At 53.0% G+C, this 22,950-nt stretch carries 20 protein-coding genes; 10 read left to right on the top strand and 10 right to left on the bottom strand.

The genetic code is table 11. The features are described from left to right. Positions 1-127 precede the first annotated feature (127 nt). The 6 genes from Q4606_RS15355 to Q4606_RS15330 all read right to left on the bottom strand — a co-directional run bounded on the left by Q4606_RS15355 (position 128) and on the right by Q4606_RS15330 (position 8,083). Positions 128-1,624 carry an SIR2 family protein gene (locus tag Q4606_RS15355; RefSeq protein WP_303608068.1) on the bottom strand — a complete coding sequence of 499 codons (1,497 nt, stop codon included), beginning with the start codon at positions 1,622-1,624 and terminating at the stop codon, positions 128-130. 301 nt (positions 1,625-1,925) lie between these two features. Continuing rightward, positions 1,926-2,624 carry an NrdJb gene (locus tag Q4606_RS15350; protein WP_303608067.1) on the bottom strand — a complete coding sequence of 233 codons (699 nt, stop codon included), beginning with the start codon at positions 2,622-2,624 and terminating at the stop codon, positions 1,926-1,928. Between the two features lie 28 nt (positions 2,625-2,652). Then, positions 2,653-4,791 (bottom strand): adenosylcobalamin-dependent ribonucleoside-diphosphate reductase, encoded by a 2,139-nt coding sequence (locus Q4606_RS15345; protein WP_303595703.1) that lies wholly within the window; start codon positions 4,789-4,791, stop codon positions 2,653-2,655. A gap of 541 nt (positions 4,792-5,332) precedes the next feature. Continuing rightward, positions 5,333-6,127: an ABC transporter ATP-binding protein gene (locus Q4606_RS15340; RefSeq protein WP_303595705.1), complete on the bottom strand. Its 795-nt coding sequence runs from the start codon at positions 6,125-6,127 to the stop codon at positions 5,333-5,335. Positions 6,128-6,136: 9 nt separating this feature from the next. Then, positions 6,137-7,039: an ABC transporter permease gene (locus tag Q4606_RS15335; RefSeq protein WP_303595706.1), complete on the bottom strand. Its 903-nt coding sequence runs from the start codon at positions 7,037-7,039 to the stop codon at positions 6,137-6,139. 69 nt (positions 7,040-7,108) lie between these two features. Continuing rightward, positions 7,109-8,083 carry an ABC transporter substrate-binding protein gene (locus tag Q4606_RS15330; RefSeq protein ID WP_303595707.1) on the bottom strand — a complete coding sequence of 325 codons (975 nt, stop codon included), beginning with the start codon at positions 8,081-8,083 and terminating at the stop codon, positions 7,109-7,111. Positions 8,084-8,323: 240 nt separating this feature from the next. On the opposite strand from Q4606_RS15330, the gene Q4606_RS15325 reads away from it, so the two are divergent. Both Q4606_RS15325 and Q4606_RS15320 read left to right on the top strand, forming a co-directional pair. Next, complete coding sequence (locus tag Q4606_RS15325) at positions 8,324-9,991, top strand: AMP-binding protein (RefSeq protein ID WP_303608066.1); 1,668 nt, start codon at positions 8,324-8,326, stop codon at positions 9,989-9,991. A 129-nt stretch (positions 9,992-10,120) separates the two neighbouring features. Then, complete coding sequence (locus Q4606_RS15320; RefSeq protein WP_303608065.1) at positions 10,121-10,606, top strand: thioesterase domain-containing protein; 486 nt, start codon at positions 10,121-10,123, stop codon at positions 10,604-10,606. 14 nt (positions 10,607-10,620) lie between these two features. Here Q4606_RS15320 and Q4606_RS15315 read toward each other — a convergent pair whose 3' ends face one another. Both Q4606_RS15315 and Q4606_RS15310 read right to left on the bottom strand, forming a co-directional pair. Next, positions 10,621-12,309, bottom strand: a complete 1,689-nt coding sequence (locus tag Q4606_RS15315) for an iron ABC transporter permease (RefSeq protein ID WP_303595710.1) — start codon at positions 12,307-12,309, stop codon at positions 10,621-10,623. Positions 12,310-12,464: 155 nt separating this feature from the next. After that, the gene (locus tag Q4606_RS15310; RefSeq protein ID WP_303595711.1) at positions 12,465-13,481 is read right to left on the bottom strand and encodes a Fe(3+) ABC transporter substrate-binding protein; all 1,017 of its coding nucleotides are present in this window, start codon (positions 13,479-13,481) and stop codon (positions 12,465-12,467) included. A gap of 228 nt (positions 13,482-13,709) precedes the next feature. On the opposite strand from Q4606_RS15310, the gene Q4606_RS15305 reads away from it, so the two are divergent. The 3 genes from Q4606_RS15305 (at position 13,710) to Q4606_RS15295 (ending at position 16,174) form a co-directional block, all read left to right on the top strand. After that, positions 13,710-13,988 (top strand): PilZ domain-containing protein, encoded by a 279-nt coding sequence (locus Q4606_RS15305; RefSeq protein WP_303595712.1) that lies wholly within the window; start codon positions 13,710-13,712, stop codon positions 13,986-13,988. 78 nt (positions 13,989-14,066) lie between these two features. Beyond that, positions 14,067-14,678 (top strand): hypothetical protein, encoded by a 612-nt coding sequence (locus tag Q4606_RS15300; protein WP_303608064.1) that lies wholly within the window; start codon positions 14,067-14,069, stop codon positions 14,676-14,678. 185 nt (positions 14,679-14,863) lie between these two features. Next, a complete protein-coding gene (locus Q4606_RS15295) occupies positions 14,864-16,174 on the top strand; it encodes an HD-GYP domain-containing protein (RefSeq protein ID WP_303595714.1) in 1,311 nt (436 codons plus the stop codon). Here the strand turns inward: Q4606_RS15295 and Q4606_RS15290 are convergent. After that, the gene (locus tag Q4606_RS15290; protein ID WP_303608063.1) at positions 16,164-17,150 is read right to left on the bottom strand and encodes an organic solvent ABC transporter permease; all 987 of its coding nucleotides are present in this window, start codon (positions 17,148-17,150) and stop codon (positions 16,164-16,166) included. The genes Q4606_RS15295 and Q4606_RS15290 overlap by 11 nt on opposite strands. Before the next feature lie 395 nt (positions 17,151-17,545). Here Q4606_RS15290 and Q4606_RS15285 point away from each other — a divergent pair, with 395 nt between their 5' ends. From Q4606_RS15285 to queF, 3 genes are read left to right on the top strand one after another with little or no spacing between them, the layout of a single operon-like run. Then, positions 17,546-18,496, top strand: coding sequence for an ABC transporter ATP-binding protein (locus Q4606_RS15285; protein WP_303608062.1), 951 nt, complete (start codon positions 17,546-17,548; stop codon positions 18,494-18,496). Next, entirely contained in the window at positions 18,493-19,266 is a 774-nt protein-coding gene (locus tag Q4606_RS15280; RefSeq protein WP_303595717.1) for an ABC transporter permease, read from the top strand. Before Q4606_RS15285 ends, Q4606_RS15280 begins: the two co-directional genes overlap by 4 nt. A 53-nt stretch (positions 19,267-19,319) precedes the next feature. Continuing rightward, positions 19,320-20,138, top strand: a complete 819-nt coding sequence (gene queF, locus Q4606_RS15275; RefSeq protein WP_303608061.1) for an NADPH-dependent 7-cyano-7-deazaguanine reductase QueF — start codon at positions 19,320-19,322, stop codon at positions 20,136-20,138. Here the strand turns inward: queF and Q4606_RS15270 are convergent, their stop codons facing one another. After that, on the bottom strand, positions 20,139-21,584 hold the full coding sequence (locus Q4606_RS15270; RefSeq protein WP_303595719.1) for an adenylate/guanylate cyclase domain-containing protein: 1,446 nt from the start codon (positions 21,582-21,584) through the stop codon (positions 20,139-20,141). A gap of 152 nt (positions 21,585-21,736) precedes the next feature. Between Q4606_RS15270 and Q4606_RS15265 the strand changes: the two genes are divergently transcribed. Both Q4606_RS15265 and flgB read left to right on the top strand, forming a co-directional pair. Further along, positions 21,737-22,300, top strand: coding sequence for a nitroreductase (locus tag Q4606_RS15265; RefSeq protein ID WP_303595720.1), 564 nt, complete (start codon positions 21,737-21,739; stop codon positions 22,298-22,300). A gap of 226 nt (positions 22,301-22,526) precedes the next feature. After that, entirely contained in the window at positions 22,527-22,925 is a 399-nt protein-coding gene (gene flgB, locus Q4606_RS15260) for a flagellar basal body rod protein FlgB (protein WP_303608060.1), read from the top strand. The last annotated feature ends 25 nt before the right edge of the window (positions 22,926-22,950 follow it).

The raw sequence follows: 22,950 nt of genomic DNA, 5'->3' as shown, positions 1-22,950 counted from the left end.
CTTGTGGGTGTGCCCCATGACAGGCCCCCTTTAGTGTCCGGTAAATGACCGTCCACTAAAGCGGTGCAAGATCAGCGTGCCGGAGCGCAGCGCAGGTGCGTCCGTCAACAGCCATTTGTTATAGATCTTAACCGCCATACCTTTTTTGATCGTAAATACAAAGCAGTTTTCTATAAGGTGTGTCAGGTTTATCTTCGAAGTTCCTAAGAAACCTCTCTAGCTCGTCAAGCTTGATATCACCGGTATTTGACAGCCATAGTATTGCATTAATTTTATTGCTTTCCGTTATATTCGTATCCTCTAAAATCTCATTGATCGAAGAATGCTTTGATTTGCATGAGTCAGGAACAGAACCAAGGGCACCTTCCACCTTCCTATCCTGTTGCGCCTTCAGCTCATCAATTCGTTTAATACTGCTGCAAATTTTGCTGAATCCATAAATTGGAAAGTATTGTGCACTTTGGATGGTATGTTTGTTTACAAGCTCCAGTAGTTGAGAATTTGACTCATCAATTATTTTAAAATAATTTGCCATCATTTCTGATGCTGTTAGATACTGGTACTGAATGGTTTTAGAAGAGCCGATGGCAATTATTTTGTCGCTATTTTTTATTGAATCAAGATCTTCTGTTATATTTACTTTTATATCTCCTCCCGCATATATCTCTTTCACTATATTTTGAACTTTTCGAACATCCATCGCGGATACTGGAAGGGTCAATGCAGAGAGGGCGGCGTAAATTTCTTTGAAATTATCTGTCTTTATTTTATTGATCCTTATTGTGGAGTAACCCTCAAGATCAATGTCATGCTCAACAACCTCTAATGAATCAGAATCTTTTTCATATTCTACTAACAAAAAGTTTCTTCTTATTTTATTTGCTTCATCCGAGTTTGGCTCAACGTAGGTGAAAATAGTTTTCAGAATACTTTTGATATTCTCATCACCTATCCCATAACCCAAGAATAAAATTGGGTTGTGTATAAACATGGAAAGAAGTTGGGCTCTGATTAACTCATACTTGCTATTGAAGTGAGAGTAGTCCGATTCAGTGATTATTAATCGTAGCGGGTCTGAAACGCATCCATGGATTTTGTATACAGATCCATAAGGGTTGCTTAGCAATATATCATTACCAATAAGAGGTATAAATTCAAAATTCTCTTCCACAAATAGATCATAATTTGTTGTAATTATCGAAGCTATATTTTTACGGATTTTTTTTAGCTCCGAGATCTCTTCTTGCATCTCGGATTTCACATCAGTTTCTTTAAGAAGTCTAGATAGATATATCTTAAACCTGCTGCAATTTATGTCATTCTCCATGAGTTTGTAAAATTCATCATTGACCTCTTTAAATTTTCCGTTACGATCACTTTGCAACTTATGGTTGAATCTTTTTTCTAGATCCGCTGCAATTTTTGTGTAGTCATATCTTCCATCAGATTCAGATCCCGATTTAAGGTCCAAATAATACTCATCATTTCCACTAAGCTCATACGCTACGTGTCGCAGTAAGCCGTCCCATGTGTATGAGTTTTTGAGATATCTAAGACTAATTCCCGTACCTATGAACAGAATTGGATGATTGCTAAAGCCGGAAACATAATCTTTGATATTCATGCCTTGTCCTTATGTGAATTCGGGGGTAAAACCTATAACAGCGTATTAGACCGCGTTCTTCGTTATTCAATATCGTGACTTCCACATTTGCACGCATTGCGATTACGTACTTACCAAGCAACCTACCCATAAAACTAGCCCAAAACCAGCAAGTTACCAGTCTGGAGCTGTCAAATTTCGTAATATCACCGCGTAATAACGAAGCACTCACGCGAATACGGAGCCTTGGTGGTCGCTGGCCATAAAAAAAGGCCCGAGGCTTTCGCTCCGGGCCTTTCTGTTTACCTACAAATCACTCACTTCAACCGCACTTACTGTCGCCACAAGACAGGCAAGTCGCACAACCGTCCATCACGATAACGGCTTTGGTGTTGCACTTGCTGCACATGGTGGAGTTGGGCGGGAAGTCGCCGGCTTTGTCGTCGTTGGTTGCCTTGGTGTTGTTGGCTTCAAACTCGGCGCGCTTTTCGGCGAGGATGCGCTTGGTGGTTTCGCTCATTTCCTCGCTTTCCATCAGGCCTACGGCCTTCAGGTGCTTCTCGATAACGGCACCAATTTCAGCCACCAGGGAAGGCATGAACACGCCGCCTTTCTTGAAGTAACCGCCGTTCGGGTCGTATACGGAACGCAGCTCTTCCACCAGGAAGGTCAGGTCGCCGCCTTTGCGGAATACCGCAGAGATTACGCGGGTGAGGGCGATTACCCACTGGAAGTGCTCCATGGATTTGGAGTTGATGAACACTTCGTACGGCTGCCGGCTTTCGTGGTCTGTGTCTTCGTTCAGCAGGATGTCGTTGATGGTGATGTACATCGCATGCTCAGCCACCGGCGGCTTGATTTTGTAGGTGGTGCCCACCAGAAAATCCGGCCGTTCGATGTACTCGTTCATCTTCTGCAGCGTGGGCTCCAGCTGTGCCGGTGCCTGCTGTTCGCTGGGTGCGTCGGTGTCGGCTTTCTTAACCCGGTAGCCGACGATTTTATTGCTGATTTTAACTGTCATGTCTTCTGTCCTGTGTCGGTGTTCCGGATCAATACTTTCCGTAGGTGCCTTCTTTAAGCGCGTCAAACAGGTTGGCGGCGGTGTGGATCTCGCCGTCGTACTCTACCTGTTCGTTGCCCTTCAGGTTCACCTTGCTGCCGTCGTCGAGGGTGAACTCGTAGAGGGTGTTTTCAAGGTCTTTCTCTTTTACCAGCACGCCCTGGAAGGCTTCCGGGTTAAAGCGGAAGGTGGTGCAGCCTTTCAGGCCTTTGTCGTAGGCGTAGAGGTAGATGTTTTTGAACTCCTGGTAAGCGAAGTCGGTTGGTACGTTCGCGGTTTTGGAGATCGAGGAATCTACCCACTTTTGTGCGGCGGCCTGGATGTCTACGTGCTGCGCCGGGCTTACGTCATCAGAGGTGGTGAAGTAGCTGGGCAGTTTTTTGTCTTCTTCGTCTGAGAAGGGCATGGCACCCGGGTTGACCAGGTGGCGGTAGGCCAGCAGCTCGAAGGAGAACACGTCGACTTTTTCTTTGGTTTTACGGCCTTCTCGGATCACGTTACGGGCGTAATGGTGCGAGAAGCTTGGCTCAATGCCGTTACTGGCGTTGTTGGCCAGCGACAGGCTGATGGTGCCCGTGGGTGCAATGGAGGTGTGGTGGGTAAAGCGGCCACCTTTCTCTGCCAGCTGTTCAACCAGTTCGGGTTCTACCTTGGCAATTTCCTGCATGTAGCGGCTGTATTTGGCGTGCAGTACACGGCCTTTGAGCTTGTCGCCGAGTTTGTAGCCATCGTTCTGCAGCTGCGGGCATTTGCCCATCATTTTCGGGGTGATTTCGAAGTCTTCGTCCATGATGGGCGCAGCGCCTTTCTCTTCTGCCAGAGAAAGTGACTGGCGCCAGCCTTCAACGGCCATTTCGCGGACAACGTCTTCGGTAAACTGTACGGACTCTTCAGATCCGTAAGGCATGCGCAGCATGGCGAGGGTTGAGCCCAGGCCCAGAATGCCCATGCCGTGGCGGCGCTTGTTGGTGATTTCGTGGCGCTGCTCGGCCAGGGGCAGGCCGTTGATTTCTACAACGTTGTCCAGCATGCGGGTGAAGATACCCACTACCTTGCGATACTTTTCGTAGTTGAAGCTGGCTTTCTCGGTGAACGGGTAGTCCACAAATTTAGTCAGGTTCACAGAGCCCAGCAGGCAGCTGCCATAAGGAGGCAGAGGCTGCTCGCCACAGGGGTTGGTGGCGCGGATGTCTTCGCAGAACCAGTTGTTGTTCATCTGGTTGACCTTGTCGATCAGGATGAAGCCCGGCTCTGCGTAATCGTAGGTGGAGGTCATGATGGTGTCCCAGATGAACTGGGCTTTCAGGGTGCGGTAGATACGGCACGCCACCTTGCCTTCTTCGTTAACCACGTAGCCATCGAGTATCGGGAAATCGCGATATACGAACTGGCTGGGATCGGCCAGGTCCAGGCCTTCTTCTTTGACTTCTTTGTCGGTCACCGGGAAAGACAGGTGCCAGTCGCTGTCGTTCCGAACGGCTTCGATGAAGTCTTCCGTTATCAGCAGGGAAAGGTTGAACTGTCGCAGGCGGCCATCTTCACGCTTGGCCTGGATGAAATCGATGATGTCCGGGTGGTGAACATCAAAGGTGGCCATTTGGGCACCGCGACGGCCACCGGCAGAGGATACGGTGAAGCACATGCGGTCGAAGATATCCATGAACGACAGCGGGCCGGATGTGGTGGCACCAGCGCCGGCAACGTAGGCACCTTTCGGACGCAGGGTAGAGAACTCATAACCGATACCACAGCCAGCCTTGAGGGTGAGGCCTGCTTCATGGTTTTTCTCCAGGATGTCGTTCATGGAATCCTGAACGGAACCGGACACGGTGCAGTTGATGGTAGAGGTTGCAGGCTTGTGAGCTTCGGCACCGGCATTGGAGGTAATGCGGCCGGCGGGGATGGCCCCGTGTTTGAGTGCCCAAAGGAAATTTTTCATGTGCTCTGCGCGCACAGATTTGTTTTCAACCTGCGCCAAGGCAGTTGCAACCCGCTGGTAGGTGGCGTTGATGTCCTTGTCTACCGCTTCGCCGGTCTTGGTTTTAAGCTGGTACTTGCTGGTCCAGATGTCTAGCGAAGTTTCCTGCATCGGAATCGTTGTAACTACTGCCTCTGCCTTAGCGTTCATTGCCACCCTCGATTTTCAAGTATGTCTGTTGTCTGTTGATGGCACTTTTAACGGTGCCATATCTCTGTAAAACGTTGCAAAAACCTGCGTAGTTGCCCTTGTTTTTCAAGTTTCTTTGCAAACCACTATATCTTGTGCGCTTGTAAAGCCGGGACAGGCTGTATTTCCCGGTGATCGCGCTCTCATTACGCTCTGATTGTGGTTGCCTACGCGGCTTTTTTCAGCTAGTGCATCTGCCTGTCTGCAGGTGAGCTGTGAAGTCGTTGGCCCTATATATGGGCTTATTTTTTGAGAGTATAACAGGATATAGTGTTTTGTGAATTTAACCAGAACTATTGATAAGCGACTTCTCGCAAAGAAATTCAATGGGCTAAGGGCTTGCAAGAGGGAAAACGCCAGTAAATCCGCCGCTTGGGCTGGATAGCTGGGAATTACTATATGTTGTGATTGAAAAACGCACGAAAATCGTGCAGAAGGGGGCGGTTATCAGTGGTTTTGCAGAGGCAGAAAAAGAAGCGGGAGCCTGGCTCCCGCTTCACCATTAACCAAGAAGCAGGCTGTCGTCATCCACGGAAAGCCCACGTTGGGTTTCGAACAGCTCCAGAAGATCTTTCACTTCCAGACCTTCGCGGTCTTTGCCGGCAATATCGAACACCACCTGGCCCTGGTGCAGCATCACGGTTCGGGTGCCTACTTCCAGCGCCTGTTTCATGCTGTGGGTTACCATCAGAGCGGTCAGTTTCTGCTCTTCGATGATTTTGGTGGTGAGCTCCAGCACAAAAGCGGCCGTTTTGGGATCCAGCGCTGCGGTGTGCTCGTCGAGCAGCAGAATGGCGGAGGGAGTCAGGCTTGCCATCAGCAAACTGACTGCCTGGCGCTGCCCACCGGAGAGCAGGCCCATTTTATCGCCGAGCCGGTTCTCAAGCCCCAGGTTCAGGGAAGAGAGGCTTTCCCGGAACTGTTCCATGTACTGTTTCTTTACGGCTGTGCCAAGGCTACGGCGCTGGCCACGCTTGATGGCAAGCGACAGGTTTTCCTCGATGCTCAGGCCTTCGCAGGTTCCGGCGAGCGGGTCCTGGAAGACGCGAGCCACGCGGCCTGCCCGTTTGTGGGTGGGCAGTTTGGTCACGTTGAGGTTATCGACAACAATGGTGCCGCTATCCACGATAACTTCGCCCGCCAGAGCGTTCAGGAACGTGGACTTGCCGGCACCGTTACTGCCAATCACGGTAACAAATTCGCCCTGATTAACCGTAAGGCTCATGCCCCGAAGAGCGGGGTTTTCCAGCGGTGTGCCTTTACCAAAGGTAAGCCGCAGATCGGTTGCGCTGATCATAGTGCCTCCTCAGGCTTTCTTGCGGGTGAGTTTGCTCGCCACGGACGTGCGGATGCCGGGCAATACAATGGCCAGGGTAACCAGAACGGCGGTTATCAGGTTCAGGTCCTGCGCTTGCAGGCCGAGAAAATCTGCGTTCAGGGCGAAGGCAATGGCCAGGCGATAGATAATGGCGCCAACCACGCAGGCGATAAGAGCGCGCACAACTGTTGATGGTGTGATCACGGCTTCACCACCAATCAGCGATGCCAGGCCGATAACAATCACGCCAACACCCATGGTGACGTCGGCAGCGCCCTGGCTCTGTGCAAACAGTGCGCCGGCGAGACCAACCAGTCCGTTCGATACTGCAACACCGAGAATGATCATGGTACCGGTCGCAATGCCCTGGGCGCGGGCCATTCTTGCGTTGGCACCGGTTGCACGCATGGCGAGACCGGTTTCCGATTTCATGAAGCGCCAAAGCAATATCAGGGAAATGAAGATCACAATCACGAACAGCAACACCGGCACCTGATGGTATTCAAGACCCAATGAGTACCAGGGGGTGAGCACGGTGTCCTCTCCCAGCAGGGCGATGTTCGGTCGGCCCATTACCCGGAGGTTGACGGAATACAGGGCGATCATCGTGAGGATGGAGGCTAACAGGTTAAGAATGTTCAGCTTGACGTTGAGAATGGCGGTTACGGCACCCGCGGCCATGCCGGCGAGCACTGCGCAACCGGTTGCCAGCCATGGGTTCCAGCCTTCGATGATAAGCACGGCGGCAACGGCAGCACCCAGGGGAAAGCTGCCGTCAACGGTCAGGTCGGGGAAGTCGAGTACGCGAAAAGAGAGATAGATGCCGAAGGCCACCAGGCCGTAAATAAGGCCTGTCTCAAGTGCGCCGTAAAATGCAATGTTACTGAGCATGGGGGATATTCACCGTAAAAGAAAAACGGGCGGGCTCCGGATAGAGAGGCCGCCCGTGTAGGTATGGCGTTACTTGTCGCTCTTGACCACTTCTTTAGCTTCGGCGATTACATCATCAGCAATAGTGATGCCCATGCGTTCGCCAGCTTCCGGGTTAACAAACAGGTCAAGCTTTTCCATGGTTTCTACCGGCATGTCGCCCGGCTTCTCACCTTCAAGGATGCGTGCAACCATAACACCGGCCTGGCGGCCGTGATCGTAGTAGTCAAAGCCCAGTGCGGCAACGGCGCCACGATCAACGGTCGCGGTGTCGGCTGCAAATACCGGTATTTTTGCACGCTCGCCTACAGAGATAACCGCTTCTGCGGCGCTGATGACCGTGTTGTCGGTTGTCAGGTAGATAGCATCAACTTTACCTACGAGCGAGCGGGCGGCGCCAAGAACCTCGGAGGTTTTGGTGGCTGCACCTTTAACCAGTGTCAGGCCGCGGGCTTGCAGGCGTTCATCAAGCAATTCAATCAAGGATACTGCGTTGGCTTCCCCGGGGTTATAGACAGTGCCAATGTTTTTGGCGTCCGGCACCATGCGTAGCAGCATGTCGAGGTGTTTATCGATGGGGAGCATGTCGCTAACGCCGGTAATGTTTGCACCCGGAGCCTCTGCATCCTTCACCAGTTTTGCGCCAACCGGGTCGGTTACGGCAGCAAATACGACCGGGATATTGCGCGCGGCTGCAGCAACAGTTTGTGCAGAAGGCGTTGCGATGGCCACGATCACGTCGGGACTGTCACCGATAAACTTGCGGGCAATCTGGGAGGCGATGGCGGAATTGCCCTGGGCGCTTTCATGCATGACAGTCAGGTTGTCACCTTCTGTATAGCCCCGTTCTGCGAGCTCATCTTTTACGCCCTGGTAGACGGCGTCGAGCGCAGGGTGTTCCACAATCTGCGTAATGGCGACAACGCGAGGCTCTGCTGCCTGTGTAATGCTTGCCAGTGCCATTAATGAGGCGCCCAACAGGGTGCGCAGGGTTTGCTTGGCCATATGCCCATCTCCGAGGTCTGTTGCGGTAATTGCAGTGATAAGGTGCCGGAGTTTATCACAGCCGTGCACCCTTGGTGGTAGCGCATGTTAACGTGAAGTTGACCTGGCAGGATATTCCGGTGAGGGAGTTTCTGAGTGGTCGGCCTGAGTCACGCTTTCATTGGCTATAATGTGTTGAAATACCCTACTAAAGTCTAAATAATGTGCTGATAATTCAAATAACGAAAGCAAGGAATATCCATGGATACAACAACCAAACTTCCACTGGACATGGTGTACCACTGGGAGAGTGCCAAGGCCAACTCTCTGTATATGACCCAGCCTGTTGGCGGGGGCAAAGTAGTGGAGTACACGTGGAGCAGGGCGGTTGATGAAGCCCGGCGCATGGCGTCTTACCTCAAGTCACTTAATCTCCCGGAAAAAAGCCGGATTGGCCTGATCTCCAAAAACTGCGCTCATTGGATAATGACAGATTGGGCTATCTGGATGGCGGGCCATATTTCCGTACCGCTATACCCAACGCTGAATGCCGACACGGTCAATTACGTGCTGGGCCATGCAGAATGTGAGGTTCTGTTCGTTGGCAAACTGGACGACTGGGATATGATGAAGCCCGGGGTCCCGGAATCTGTGCGCTGTATTTCTTTCCCGCTCAGTCCGCCCAATGATTTTGAAACCTGGGACGATATTGTAGCCAGGTTCCAGCCGCTGGAGGAGAAAGTTCACCGCGATGCGGACGATCTGGCGACCATCGTTTATACCTCGGGCAGTACCGGCAGGCCGAAAGGCGTCATGCTCAGCTTCCGCAATATGGCTTTCGCGGCCGCTGGCGGTATGGAGGTGCTGCAGGTAGGCCCTGATGAGCGCATGTTGTCCTACCTGCCATTGGCCCATGTATTTGAGCGCACCTTTGTTGAGCTGGCTTCTTTGTACGCCGGCTTTCACCTGTTCTTTGCGGAATCCCTTGATACCTTTGTTGAGGATATGAAACGCGCGCAACCAACGCTGTTCCTCTCGGTACCCAGACTGTGGGTTAAATTCCAGCAGGGTGTTCTCCAGAAGTTGCCGCCGAAGAAACTTGAGACATTACTGAAGATTCCGGTGGTGAGTGGCCTGATCAAGAAAAAGATCCTCAAAGGCCTTGGCCTGGGCAAGGTCAAGCTGGCAGGAAGTGGCTCTGCGCCGCTGGCCAGCGACGTGCTCGACTGGTATCGCAACCTTGGCCTTGAATTGCTTGAAGGCTACGGTATGTCTGAGAACTTCGCCTATTCTCACATTAATAAGCCCGGGCGTTCCCGTACTGGCTATGTGGGCGAGTGCATGCCTGGTGTGGAAACAAAAATCAGCCCTGAGGGCGAGATCCTGATAAAGAGCCCGGCCACCATGGTGGGTTATTACAAGGATGAAGAAAAAACCAGGGAAACCTTTACCGACGATGGCTTCCTGAAAACCGGCGACAAAGGCGAAATTGACGAACTGGGTCGCCTCAAGATCACGGGCCGGATGAAGGAGATTTTCAAGTCCAGCAAGGGTAAGTATATTGCTCCCGCGCCGATTGAGAATCGTTTGATGGCGCATCAGTCCATTGAGATGGTTTGTGTTTCCGGCGCCAACCAGACTCAGCCTTTTGCTATTATTCAGCTGGCTGAGGGAATTCGCCCGAAAATGGCGGATGAGCACTTCAGGAAGGAGCTTGAGGAGAGTTTTGCAGAGCTTTTGACCAAGGTAAACAAAACAGTAGACCCTCACGAGCAGCTGGCCTTTGTAACAATAGTCAGTGACGAGTGGACGATTGAGAACAGCTTTCTGACACCGACGATGAAGCTGAAGCGTAACGTGGTGGAAGACGCCTACGAGGACAGGGTGAATGATTGGTATGCGCGGCGCCAGAAGGTGATCTGGCAGTAAGGTATAGTCTGATCCTCATATTATGACCAGGCCCGGCTTCGCCGGGCTTGGTTCGTTTCAGAGCCGACGTTAGTCGCATTGGGGAAAGCGGGTGGCGCGCCTAAAATTAATGTATATCAGGAGGAGTTTATGACTCAGCTTTCGGCATTTCAGAGGCGCATTCATGAGGAAATTCCCCTTTCTCGCGCTCTGGGAATTGAATTGCACTCGTGGGACGGCAGCGCCCTGCTGTTAAGTGCACCGCTTGCGCCCAATCTCAATCACCAAGGTACTGGCTTTGGCGGAAGTGTCTATTCGGTTGCGGTAACGGCTGCCTGGGGTGTCACCGAGCTTGCACTTGCCGATCTTGGGTTGAGAGGTAAGGTCGTCGTTCAGACAGGTAGTATCGATTATCTTGATCCCGTGAATTCGGATTTTTACGCGATTTGCCGCCTGCCGGGGGATGAGATTCCCGAACGCTTCAGAAAGAGTCTTGCCAGGCACGGTAAGGGACGGCTGGATTTGACCACCGAGGTGTTCTGTGGAACGCCCAACACCATGCCGCAAGGCGATCCGGTTGCTGTGTTTCAGGGCCGGTTTGTAGTGCAGGACGCCCGCTCAAGGATGATGCCTTAGTTTTGTGGCGTTTGTCAGGCCATAGAGCGGGTGTTGGATATGGAACGGCTCATCAGAATGATCGGTATGATTCCCGCCAACACGATAATGAGCGCTGGCAGAGCGCTGTGATACAGGCGCTCGTCTGAGGCAAACTGGTACACGTAGGTAGCCAGGGTCTCAAAGTTGAAAGGCCGAAGGATGAGCGTGGCCGGCAACTCTTTCATGCAATCCACGAAAACCACCAGCGCGGCAGTAATCAGTGTTCCACGAAGCATGGGCAGGTGCACCTTCACGAGTGTCTTGCCCGGGCTGTTGCCCAGTGAGCGGGATGCCATATCCATGCTTGGGGTAACTTTCTGCAGCGCGCTCTCCACACTTCCGGCAGACACGGCCAGGAACCTCACTGTGTAGGCAAATACAATGGCGAAAGCCGAGCCACTGAGCAGCAGGCCGGTGCTGACGCCAAAGAAATCTCGCATCAGGTTGTCCAGCCAGTTATCAAACCCAGCCAGGGGCACAATAACACCAACTGCAAGCACGGCGCCTGGCATGGCGTAACCCAGACTTGAGAGGCGCATGAGCACCTGCATGCCGCGAGTGTTGTGCAACCTGCGGCTGTACGCGAGGGTGATGCCGATCAATAGAGTGGTCAGAGCCGCAGTGCCTGAGAGGAACAGGCTGTTAAGGGTGTTGTGCAGAAATGCAGGGTTCCAGCTCTCGTCAAAATATTCCCAGGCATAAACGCCCAGTGTGACGCCGGGGATAACGAAACCGAATACTACCGGTACCGCGCAAACGGCAACGCAAATCAGTTGGCGTGGGAAGGACATGGTAAAGCGGCGGATCGGATCCCGGTTGTCTCTGGCGGCGAATTGCTGCTGGCGCTGTCGGGAGTAACGCTCCAGTGTAACCAGAATAACAACAAATATGAGCATGGTTGTGGCTATCTGAGCCGCACCGCCGAGATTGCCGAGATTCATCCAGGTATCGAACAGGCCGGCGGTAAGGGTTTGGACGGCAAAAAAGTCGACCGTGCCAAAGTCATTCAGGGTTTCCATCAGCGCAAGCGAGAGACCAACGGCAACGGCCGGGCGGGCAATGGGCAGAACCACTTTGAAAAAGGTGCTGAGTGCTGAATGGCCAAGGCTGCGGCTGACGGCAAACAGGGAAGGTGACTGGTCCAGGAATGCGGCGCGAGCGAGAAGATATACATAAGGATAGAGCACAAGGCCAAGCATCAGCGTGGCGCCTTCCAGGCTACGGATCTCGGGGAACCAGTATTCGGAAGCGTTGGCCCAGCCAAACCAGTCTCTAAGAGCGCCCTGGACCGGGCCTGCGTAATCCAGAAGGCTGGTGTACACATAGGCAATTACGTACGCCGGCACAGCAAAAGGCAGCAGCATGGCCCACTCAAAGAACTTGCGCCCGGGGAACTCACACATGGTGACGGCCCAGGCTGAAGACAGGCCGATGGCCAGAGTAATAATGCCGACACCGATCATCAGCTTGATGGTGGTGACCAGGTAGCGGGGCAAGGTGGTATCTATCAGGTGTGGCCAGATGTTTTCTTCAGGAAAAAAGGCCAGAACAATAACGGACAGGACGGGTAGCGCGACTATGGCTGTCGTGAGTAGTGCGCTGATCATCCAGCGGCGGGAGGTACGCTTTGCCAGCAGGGGCGGGGTAAGCCCGGGGTTAACGCTGGTCGCAGCCTCGCTCATGTGGATCCTGTTATTGAGTTAAAGGGGGGACGATTGTAGTCAGCTCAATTAGCCGCTGCAATGACCGGAATCAGTAACGAGGTTGATTGGCTAAAAGTTTAGTGGGTTGATTAAAGGTGAATAAGAGGGCGGCCAAGCCGCCCTCGCTCAGGCATTTATTCGCCGTCGTAGTCTACACGGTCAACCAGTTTGACTGCTGCGTTGCGGTTTTCTGCAATAACCTGCAGTGACAAGCTGTCTGGGTGGACCTCACCCCACTCTGCAACCAGCCCTGTGGGCGTTACGTTCGGGTTTGCAGGGTATTCAGTATTCGCTGTGGCGTAGATGTTCTGTGCTTCCGGAGACGACAGAAACTCCATCAACTTGATGGCGTTGTCTTTGTTTGGAGCACTTTTGGTCAGCGAGATGCCACTGATGTTGATGTGGGTGCCGCGGCCATCAGCGTTCGGGAATACCAGGCGGACGGCTTCAGCTGCGGGGCGCTGGCTATCATCTTTCAGCATGTTGCCGTAGTAGTAGCTGTTGCCGATGGATACATCGCACACGCCTTCAGCAATCGCCTTGATCTGGTCGCGGTCGCCGCCTTGTGGTTTGCGAGCCAGGTTGTCTTTGACACCTTGCAGCCATTCTTCGGTTTCAGCTTCACCATGATGCGCAATCATGGAAGAGATAAGGGCAATGTTATACGGGTGCTTGCCGCTGCGGGTACAGATGCGGTTATCCCACTTGTCGTCAGCCAGTTGCTCGTAAGTGGTGATTTCACCCTCTTCGACGCGCTCTTTAGAGGTGTAGATGATACGCGCACGGGTTGTCAGGCCGAACCATTTGCCTTCTGGATGACGCAGGTTTTCCGGAACGTTTTCCTCAAGTACATCGTTATCCAGGGTCTGGACAAGATCGCGTTCAACCAGGTCGTTAAGCCGTGAGATGTCGGTGGTCATTACGATATCAGCCGGGCTGTTGCGGCCTTCGCGTTCCAGTCGCTCAGCCAGGCCCTGCTTGGCAAACACGACGTTGCTCTTGATGCCGGTTTCTTTTTCAAACGCATTCAACAGTGGCTCAAGAAGGTATGCCTGACGGTAGGAGTAGATGTTAACGTCGCCGTCTGCAGAGGCAGTGAGGGGCAGAGCGGTAAGGGCGATTGCTGCGGTTGCAGCCAGTTTCATGCGCATAGTGCCATCCTTAAATGTTTCGGATCGGGTTTGCACCTGTGAGCGAAATAATCATAGGTGAGTTAAAACGCCAACCATTCTCATTTGTATTTCCTGCCAAGTCAATATCACCTAGGAGATACATGCTGTTACCGGCGCTATCCTTTGAAATGCATTATTAAATGGTATGATTCGTAACAACATACAATAACCTGCTACGTAACGCAGACACACATTGGAACCTGGCCGATGGCTGTAGATGACCGCAGAGAGCACTTTCGAACAGCGATGAGTGCGAAAGTAAAAGTGAGTCACGAGCAACAGGGGGAGTTTGTGTTCTCGACCCGGGACATATCGGATGGTGGTGTGTTCGTTGTGGTGGATACAGAACCGTTTGCACCCGAACTGGGGGACACTGTAAAAGTTCAGGTTCAGGGGTTACCCGTGCCGGCACCGGAGCTGAGCATGGTTGTGGTTCGCAAAACCATCGATGGCTTTGGCTTGCAGTTTGATCAGAGTGATAACTGACAGGCATTTTTGACACGTTTTCCCAGGGATAATGGGGCTTCCTCAGTGAGATTGTCGTTAAGGATCAACGAGCGACTCATGATTGCACTAAAACTCTACCGACCTTTTAAAGGCATTGCCTTCCTGTTCGCTGTTGCCGGGTTGCTCGTTATGCAAGCTGGCTGTGCCACCTACTATTCCCACTACGCCATGTTCTCTGCAGAGAACTCCCGGGGCGCGCCCAGAGCAGTCCGTTTGTCCTGGCACACTGCTGAATACCCCTCCTGGTGGTTCCTCGCAGACCGCGCTACCCCAATTCTCCTTGAAACCCAGTGCAGTGAGCGAGACTGGCATTTGTACGATGACAGCCACGCCGAGGCGGGTACTTGTGCCCGCGGTATTCGTGCCTGCGGTTTGAGCGGCCATGACCGGCGTGCTCCCGAAGGTGAGGTGGCTGGTTCTGGTGATGTATGCATGGCCGTCAATCCTTCTGATCCACAGGCACGCATTGCAGAGCTATCCGGCCAACTCGAACTGTTGGTCTCCTGTGAAGCGGTTTCCGATGTTAAGGGTGAAGGTAAGGGTGCGATGAATGTGGATTATATTCGCGCCTCGGCGGTGCCTTACTCTGTATACAGCCGGAAGACGGTGCGCGGTGCCATGAGCGCTCGTCCTCCAGAATTTGACCGCACGGTCTGCAGTACGGATTGATAAGAGTGATGCTGTTCGTGGTGGCCCTGTGATATCTGTCACATTGCTACAAATTGTTTCGGGCTGAAGATTATCGTTACCGACTGTGTTGTTGCGGTTACGCTGAAACATCAAAATGTAATGGACTATTCCGCTGATCCGTATAAAAATAGTACTCATCGAAATTGCGCATTCAGGAGCGAAGCGTGGGCGTCTGTCAGAGAAAAATTGCGGTACATGATCTTGAGGTTGGCATGTTTGTGTCCGATCTTGATCGCCCGTGGCATCAGACACCCTTTCCCATTCAGGGTTTTCACATCCGTTCCCAGGATGATATCCGCGCACTGGTCTCCCATTGTAAGTGGGTTGCTATAGACGTCGCTGAAACCCGGGACTCCGTAGAGCTCACCAAAATTGTACGCCCTGCCTTTGGTACCAAAGGCCGACGCAGGGGAGAGGGGCGAGAAGAGCTAAACCTCCCCCCGCTGAGCATACGGGAGCCTGTAACTTACCGGACCGTGACCACGCTGAAGCGGGAAATGAAAGCGTCGAATGGTTTGCTGGAAGACGCTGGTGTTGCGCTTGATGGCCTTTATCAGGCCTTTGCTACTGACGGCATCAAAGACCTGCGGCCGGTTGCTGCGGTTATCAGCAAAATGGTGAGTAGCGTAGTTCGGCAGCCAGACGCGTTACTGTGGCTGAGCCGCATCCGGCAGCATGATGATCATGTATATCGACATGCTCTGAATACGTCGGTGTGGGCGCTCGTATGCGGGCGCCAGCTGGGGTTGAATGAAGGTTTGCTGAATCATCTTGGCTTGGGCTGTTTGTTGTCCCAGGTTGGTAAAACCAGGTTGCCTGCTGAGTTACTTAGCCGAGAAGGGCAGCTGGTTCCAGAAGAGTATGCGCTCTACCGTACCTACGTTGAGAAAGGTATGGCCATGCTCGAAGACAGCGGCCTTTCACGCGCGGTACTGAGCGTGGTGCAGGGGCATCGTGAGCGACATAACGGCTCGGGCTTTCCTGAAGGCGTGCGTGGAGACAGGATCCCTCTGCTGGCGAAAATAGCCGGGCTTGCTGAGTTCTTCGAATCTCTTATCGAACCGAGGGAGAGCTTTGCTGAGCCTATGACACCGGCGAAGGCTGTGACTCTGCTCTACGATATGAGGAATATTGAGTTTCAGGGTGATCTGGTCGAGAGCTTTATTCAGGCGATCGGGATTTACCCGACGGGTAGCCTGGTTGAACTGACAGATGGCCAGCGCGGTATAGTGGTTTCTCCCTCGGCCAAGCGCAGGTTGTGGCCGCGCGTTATGGTGATGACTGACCGTTACCATGCGCCCTTGAAAGCCGCCAAGGTTGTTGACCTGGCAAAGTATAATGAAAGCCGGGCGGCAGCAGAAATTCTGGCCATCAAAGAATGCCTTGCTCACGGAACCGATGGCCTGGATCCTGCCGGTTACGATGTGGCCAGCAGCGAGTCGCGTTGGAGCCTTTCCCGGCTGATCAGTCGGTAATAACAACCCTGAGGCTTTTGCGCACCCATCGATAAGTATCTTCTGGCAAAAAGCTTGTGACGATTTCGGACTCGCCGTCGGTGGGTCCTGACACGTAATACTCCACTGTTGCTGTTTGCCAGCTGAAGGAATGCAAGACTACATCTTGCGGGCGGGTGGTAATGGCTTCCAGGTTCGCAAGATCAAGGCCCCCGCGTATACGCCGTATTTTCACCTGTTTTATGCTCGTGTCGCTGTCTGGATGCCTGGCTATGTGGTTATCCAGGTAAAAGCGGTTTCCAATAGTGGTTGAGATGGCGTTCAACTCCCGCGTGAGATAGAGCCGGGCATCTTCAGCGTCAACCTCATCCATTGAGCGGACAGCTTCAAGAATTCTCTGCCTTCTGGCGCTCAGATCCTGCTTGTAGTCAACGTTTGGGTCCCAGTCGTCTTCATCTTCGGGGCGTTCCGGCGCGTTGTTGATTTCCTCTTCCGTGGGTGGCTGCTCGCACAGCTCATCGCCTTCAGGATAGAAACAGATGGCGGCAAGTAGCTGGTTTGCGGGCGACGGCTGATTACCGGTTGCGTTGAATTCCGCTTCGCTGACAGTAAAGTCGATCGGGCTTGTGAGGTTGGGCAGCGCTGCATTCAGTTGTTGGATGACGCGATCCCGGATCTCTATGCCTTCATTCTCCCGTAGGTTATCCGTCCAGTTCAGTGCTATGAGAAAGCGGGTGAGGTTCGTTAGAGGTATGCGGGTAATGAGTTGTTGTTCGGTAATGGTGTGAGTGCTGAGGCCTTCGTCGTCTACAGATGGGACCTCAAGCTGTGTTCTGATTTCCGGAATGAACTCCAGTGGCGTTACCCACTCCTGAGCAGGTACACCTTCCGCAATAAGCAAGTTGCCGACCTGGAGGCTGATTGTTTCTCCCGGGTAGTAATGGAACTGCCCGTTGGCATCTGTTATGCCGGTCTGGCTGGCGGTTTGATAGGACATTCCGCTGATTCCCAGGGCATTGATTCTCCCCGTGCTCGTATCACTGCTCGTGCCGCCACTGTCACCGCTAAAGCATCCGGAAAGAAGTGGACTGATAAATAGTGTGATCAGAAACGCACGGGGCAGAGTCAGTAATGGGGGAGTGAGGTGAGCGACAGCCATGTTTCGTCTTGCATTCCCTGAGTTCGGGCCGGGCCAGCGGAACGGTTGTGGACGGCCGATTGTAAATTGTTGTAACCGCATTATAGGGAGCCGTCCCTGGCTATATCGGGATATCTGTCGCAGTTTGTGTATTTCGCGGCGCTGGTGCTGATGGGCGTCAGCCTTGAAAAAGTCGGGCGTGCCTCAATGAATGAGTGATTCTTCAACACTGCTTATTTGAACCGGAACCTGTTATGACCAATGCGCTGGAAATTGAGGGGCTAACCAAAACCTACGGCAGTGGGTTTGAAGCTCTCAAGGGAATCGACCTACATGTGGCACAGGGGGATTTCTTTGCATTGTTAGGACCTAATGGCGCCGGGAAATCGACCACGCTGGGCATTGTGTGTTCTCTGGTTACCAAGTCTGGCGGCAAGGTGAAAGTGTTTGGCTACGACATAGATACCCACCTCTCGGATGCCAAGCTCCATCTGGGCGTTGTGCCTCAGGAGTTCAACTTCAATCAGTTTGAGAAGGTGTTTGATATTGTCACCATTCAGGCCGGCTATTACGGGATACCCCTGAAAAAAGCAGCAGTCTCTGCTGAGAAATACCTGAAGAAACTCGGGCTCTGGGACAAGCGAAATGCGCCAGCGCGGATGTTGTCTGGTGGCATGAAGCGAAGGCTGATGATTGCCCGCGCGCTGGTGCACGAACCGAAACTGCTGATTCTGGATGAACCTACGGCTGGTGTAGATATCGAGCTGAGGCGGTCCATGTGGTCGTTTCTTGAGGAAATGAACCGGCAGGGCACCACCATCATTCTGACCACGCACTATCTGGAAGAAGCGGAAGCACTTTGCCGGAACATTGCCATTATCGATCACGGTCGCATTGTCCGGAATACCAGCAAACGGGAATTGCTGCAGCAGCTCAGCCTTGAGACCTTTCTGCTGGATGCGGAAACCACTCTGGAGCGTGCTCCGGAACTGGATGGTTTCTCATGCCGGCTGGATGGTGAAGGTGTGCTTGAAGTGGATGTCCACAAAGGGCAGGTGCTTAACGATGTGTTTATTCAGTTGGAGGCGCAGGGAATCAAAGTAGTCAGTATGCGTACTAAAGCAAATCGCCTGGAAGAGTTGTTCATCCGCATGGTGGAACAGAATGAACCGGCTGAAGAAGCGGTAATGGAGGGCGAAAAATGAATGCCAATGCTCTGTTCACCGCTTATACCACGATTGTATTGAGAGAGATTCGCCGGTTTACCCGCATCTGGGCACAAACTCTGCTGCCGCCAGCCGTCACCATGACGCTGTACTTCATCATTTTCGGGAATCTGATCGGTTCCAGAATCGGTGACATGGGCGGTTTCGACTATATGGCGTTTATCGTACCGGGGCTGATCATGATGGCAGTGATTACCAGCTCCTACTCGAACGTGGTGTCGTCTTTTTTCTCCATGAAGTTCCAGCGAAGCGTGGAAGAGCTATTGGTATCGCCGGTGCCGAACTGGGTGATTCTTGCTGGCTACGTAACCGGGGGCATGGCCCGTGGCCTGGGTATAGGCCTTATCGTAACCCTGCTCTCGCTGGCGTTTACACGTTTGGAGATTCACAACCTGCCGATGGTTGTGGTAACCGTATTTCTCACCTCTGCACTGTTTGCCGTCGGCGGCTTTATCAATGCATTGCTGGCGACCAAGTTTGATGATGTATCAATCGTTCCTACCTTCGTTCTGACACCGCTGACGTATCTTGGCGGGGTGTTCTATAGCATCGATCTGCTGCCGGAGTTCTGGCAGGGTGTTTCTATGGTTAACCCGATTCTGTACATGGTGAATGGCTTCCGGTTCGGCATACTCGGCGTTTCTGATGTAAATCCGTTTGTATCTCTTGGTATGATTCTCGCCTTTATCGCCGTGCTTACGTTCATTGCGCTTAAACTACTGGCGCGAGGGAAAGGTATTCGCCACTGATGTGAATGCGAGCTTTTGCAGGCTGGCATTCAGAACTGATTTCAGGAAATTATATGGCTCTTGATAACGCACCGCTGGGCAAAGCCAGCGAGTACCCTGATCGCTATGATCCGGCCCTGCTTTTCCCGGTGCCCCGGGCGGAGAATAGACGCCGTATCGGGCTGGAAGATGGGCGCTGGCCCTGGTTCGGAGGCGATCTCTGGCAGGCCTGGGAAATCTCATGGCTTCGCCCTGGAGGCATTCCGGACCTGGCCTGGGCGGAAATCCGGTTTCCCGCCGCTGCGCCGTCGATTATTGAATCCAAGTCTCTCAAGCTGTACCTGAATTCCTTGAACCAGACGGTGTTTTCATCGGCCGAACAGGTTGTCGAAACTATTACGGCGGATTTATCCAGTGCCAGTGGCGCAGCGGTAAATGTGCGCTTTCGGAGCGTCGACGATTCGGATATGGCCGTCGGGCGCCCGTCGGGCTATGAGCTGATTGATAACGAGCCAGTTGAAGACGTGGTTTATGACTACGCGCCTGAATCACTGAAAGCAACCGGGCCTGTGGTAACCGAGCATCTATGCTCGCACTTGCTGAAGAGTAACTGCCCGGTGACCGGCCAGCCGGATTGGGGCACAGTGCTGATCAGCTATACCGGATCGGCCATCGATCGCGCCGGGTTGTTACGCTATATCGTGAGTTTTCGACAGAAACAGGACTTTCATGAACACTGCGTAGAGACGCTGTTCACCGACCTGTTACATCGCTGCGAGCCGCAGAGCCTGACTGTGTGTGCCCGTTATACTCGCCGTGGGGGGCTTGATATAAACCCCTGGCGTAGTACCGGGCCGGAGGAGCAGGTGGGGCCAAGGCTGATTCGTCAATAATCAGTCCCGGGCTGAATCTTCTTCTTGTCGCAGGCGGTCTGCGGCATCTTCCAGAGCGCTGAGAATGCTCCGGCGCTCCCGTTCGGTGATCTTGTCGGAATCCAGGTACATTGCGAAACCACTGTGTTCGTGTTCCATAAAGCTTCGGTTCGGGCCCATGTCTCTGCGGAAATCTACAACTTCGTAAATGGGCACGGGTTTAACGAAGCCCTTAACGGTGATTTCGCCCTTGTCACGGCACATAATCCGGTCTTTGATCAGTGAGAAGGTTTCGTAGGAAACGAGTATTTCACCCGGCTCTGCAAGGGATTCCAGCCGGCTGGCGAGGTTTACTTCTTTGCCGATAATGGTGTAATCCATGCGATTTTCAGCCCCGAAGTTACCCACGGTTGTGTAGCCGGTGCTGATACCCATGCGGATTTCGAGCGGGGTTTTTATACCCTGGCTGCGCCACTTTTGCCGCATGATCTTCATGTGTTTGCGCATGTCGATTGCCATGGATACACAAGCAAACGCATCTTCCCGCTGGCCGCGGCTGGTGGGGTCGCCAAAGAAAACCATAATGGAGTCGCCCACAAATTTGTCGATGGTTCCGCCGTACCTGAGAGCTACTTCGGCCATACCGTTGAAGTAGTGGTTGAGAAGTTCGGTGAGTGCTTCCGGTTCCATTTCCTCGGAAAGCTCGGTAAAGCCTTTTATGTCAGAGAAGAAGACGGCAAGCTTTTTTCGCTGGGTTTCAAGGCGAACGTCTCTTTCCCCGGTGAAGATAGACTGCCAGACCTGAGGCGAAAGGTACTTTGAAAGCTTGTGGGACAGCGCTATGGATTGTTCGCGCTGGTTTTGTATCTGAGTTTTTGCCAGCATCAGAGCGCGGGCCTGCTGGTGCGAATAAAACGCAGTGACGCAGATATAGAAGCCGGTCAACGAGATGGACAGCATACTGGTGAGCAGGGGGGACTGGAAGGAGTCTGCGGGCCCAAGAACCAAGAAGAAAACCAGAATAGAGGCCGCCATAAAGGCCGAGCCAATCAGGAATTGGCGTATGCCGCCGATGATCAGGCCGCTGAACATCAGCATCAATGCCACCGAGACCGAGGGTATGGCAACCAGCCCGATGCAACCTATGAACCCGCCTCCAATAACGCAATCCGCCGTGAGCATTTTCTGGCGAATGCGGGGTGAGTTTCTCAAAAACGTTTGCCGGATAAGCTGGTGCGCAATATGTGGCCAGGCCAGCGCGCCGACAATCATCCAGAGGTGCCATTGCTCGAACGCCCCCTGCAATACGCCCACCACAATAATGGCAGCCGTTGCCGTATAGGCAATTAGACGACCGTTATAATCGGGCATCGGGGGAATAGCTATGGGGCTGTTGAGGGCCTCTGAGGTCAGAGATTTTCCTGCGCTGATGCTGGCATTGCGCAGATCTGCCGGAGCACTCATCATGTACGCTGATCACTCATGGCGCTGGAACCGTAGAATTTTATTTGTTTTATGCCGAGTAGGACTAAAGGTTAACAGTATTACGTAGAACCCACAATTCACTGGTCTTTTTTGAGTTGTAACTGACCAGCGTTAAGTTAGCGGAAACTATTAATATGAGTTCAGTCACTGACTTTTTGCTCAACCGGGCATCTGAGCCGCGGCTGGAAGCGCCGGGCCCCGACGCCTCAACGCTTGACCGGGCCTTCGCGTGTGCATCGCGTGCTCCGGACCATGGCTTACTGCGCCCCTGGCGTTATCTGGTTATCGAGGGTGAAGGTCTTAATGCCCTGGGTGATTTGCTCGCCGCCGGGTACACCGATATGAGGGGTAAAACCGATGAAGCGAAGCTAGAGATAATCCGTGGTAAAGCGAAGCGTGCACCGATGGTTATCGTTGGAATCGCGTCGCCCAAAGAGCATCAGAAGATCCCCGAAATTGAACAGATACTCTCGGCGGGCGCGGGCATGAGTTTTCTGGGGCTGGCGTTGGAGGATGCTGGCTTTGGCGTGATGTGGCGCACCGGTGAGTTGGTATACAACCCGGTGGTTCTCGAAGGGCTTGGGCTTGAAGAGGGAGAGTCTATCATCGGGCTTCTTTACACCGGCTCTGTATCCTCGGCCAAGCCCGCGGTACCCCGGCCGGAGCTGGCTGAGTTTGTGGCGCGCTGGCCTGCGTAGTTACTTCGTGTGCTTCCCCGCTATTCCTGTGGGGGAAGCAGCTTGCCGCTTTCCCCGGGTTTGCCGTTCCCCTTTACTTCGCTCTTACCTCAATCCCCTCCTGTAACCCTCTGAATGTCCCTATTTTAAAGGGCTTCAAAAATCTGGCATCAGCATTGCTTTAGTTCTGCCATAGAACGAAACCGGCAAGGCCTCAAGCCGCCGGAGACAGTATTTCGGAGGTTGTATGGCGATCACTTTTGACAAAGCTCTTGGCATTCACCAGCACGCGCTGGAAGCCAGAGTAAAGCGCGCTGAAGTTCTGGCGAACAATATGGCCAATGCTGATACGCCAGGTTTCAAAGCCCGGGATATGGATTTTCAGGCCATGATGCAAAAGGCCCAGGACAGTATGAGTGGCTTTGGCATGGAGAAAACCCATGAAGGCCACATGGATACTTCAGCGGGCGCTGGTGATTCAGATTTGATGTACCGGGTACCAAACCAGCCCTCCGTAGACGGTAATACGGTGGATGCCCAGGCAGAGCAGACCCGGTTTATGCGCAATGCGATGGATTACCAGGCCAGCTTCCAGTTTTTGAACAGCAAGTTTACCGGCCTGACTAAAGCCATCAAAGGCGAGTAATCCGCGGGTCTACGATTAGCTAAGG

This window comes from Marinobacter sp. 1_MG-2023 (assembly GCF_030549045.1).
Classification (GTDB): domain Bacteria; phylum Pseudomonadota; class Gammaproteobacteria; order Pseudomonadales; family Oleiphilaceae; genus Marinobacter.
Note: the sequence above shows the minus strand (reverse complement) of the source record. Positions and strands in the feature narration are given on the sequence as shown.

What these genes read in the sequence shown, in the direction of transcription:
- Q4606_RS15355 (WP_303608068.1), bottom strand. Translation starts at nt 1,624, where the DNA reads ATGAATATCAAAGATTATGTTTCCGGCTTTAGCAATCATCCAATTCTG.
- Q4606_RS15350 (WP_303608067.1), bottom strand. Translation starts at nt 2,624, where the DNA reads ATGACAGTTAAAATCAGCAATAAAATCGTCGGCTACCGGGTTAAGAAA.
- Q4606_RS15345 (WP_303595703.1), bottom strand. Translation starts at nt 4,791, where the DNA reads ATGAACGCTAAGGCAGAGGCAGTAGTTACAACGATTCCGATGCAGGAA.
- Q4606_RS15340 (WP_303595705.1), bottom strand. Translation starts at nt 6,127, where the DNA reads ATGATCAGCGCAACCGATCTGCGGCTTACCTTTGGTAAAGGCACACCG.
- Q4606_RS15335 (WP_303595706.1), bottom strand. Translation starts at nt 7,039, where the DNA reads ATGCTCAGTAACATTGCATTTTACGGCGCACTTGAGACAGGCCTTATT.
- Q4606_RS15330 (WP_303595707.1), bottom strand. Translation starts at nt 8,083, where the DNA reads ATGGCCAAGCAAACCCTGCGCACCCTGTTGGGCGCCTCATTAATGGCA.
- Q4606_RS15325 (WP_303608066.1), top strand. Translation starts at nt 8,324, where the DNA reads ATGGATACAACAACCAAACTTCCACTGGACATGGTGTACCACTGGGAG.
- Q4606_RS15320 (WP_303608065.1), top strand. Translation starts at nt 10,121, where the DNA reads ATGACTCAGCTTTCGGCATTTCAGAGGCGCATTCATGAGGAAATTCCC.
- Q4606_RS15315 (WP_303595710.1), bottom strand. Translation starts at nt 12,309, where the DNA reads ATGAGCGAGGCTGCGACCAGCGTTAACCCCGGGCTTACCCCGCCCCTG.
- Q4606_RS15310 (WP_303595711.1), bottom strand. Translation starts at nt 13,481, where the DNA reads ATGCGCATGAAACTGGCTGCAACCGCAGCAATCGCCCTTACCGCTCTG.
- Q4606_RS15305 (WP_303595712.1), top strand. Translation starts at nt 13,710, where the DNA reads ATGGCTGTAGATGACCGCAGAGAGCACTTTCGAACAGCGATGAGTGCG.
- Q4606_RS15300 (WP_303608064.1), top strand. Translation starts at nt 14,067, where the DNA reads ATGATTGCACTAAAACTCTACCGACCTTTTAAAGGCATTGCCTTCCTG.
- Q4606_RS15290 (WP_303608063.1), bottom strand. Translation starts at nt 17,150, where the DNA reads ATGTCCTATCAAACCGCCAGCCAGACCGGCATAACAGATGCCAACGGG.
- Q4606_RS15285 (WP_303608062.1), top strand. Translation starts at nt 17,546, where the DNA reads ATGACCAATGCGCTGGAAATTGAGGGGCTAACCAAAACCTACGGCAGT.
- Q4606_RS15280 (WP_303595717.1), top strand. Translation starts at nt 18,493, where the DNA reads ATGAATGCCAATGCTCTGTTCACCGCTTATACCACGATTGTATTGAGA.
- queF (WP_303608061.1), top strand. Translation starts at nt 19,320, where the DNA reads ATGGCTCTTGATAACGCACCGCTGGGCAAAGCCAGCGAGTACCCTGAT.
- Q4606_RS15270 (WP_303595719.1), bottom strand. Translation starts at nt 21,584, where the DNA reads ATGATGAGTGCTCCGGCAGATCTGCGCAATGCCAGCATCAGCGCAGGA.
- Q4606_RS15265 (WP_303595720.1), top strand. Translation starts at nt 21,737, where the DNA reads ATGAGTTCAGTCACTGACTTTTTGCTCAACCGGGCATCTGAGCCGCGG.
- flgB (WP_303608060.1), top strand. Translation starts at nt 22,527, where the DNA reads ATGGCGATCACTTTTGACAAAGCTCTTGGCATTCACCAGCACGCGCTG.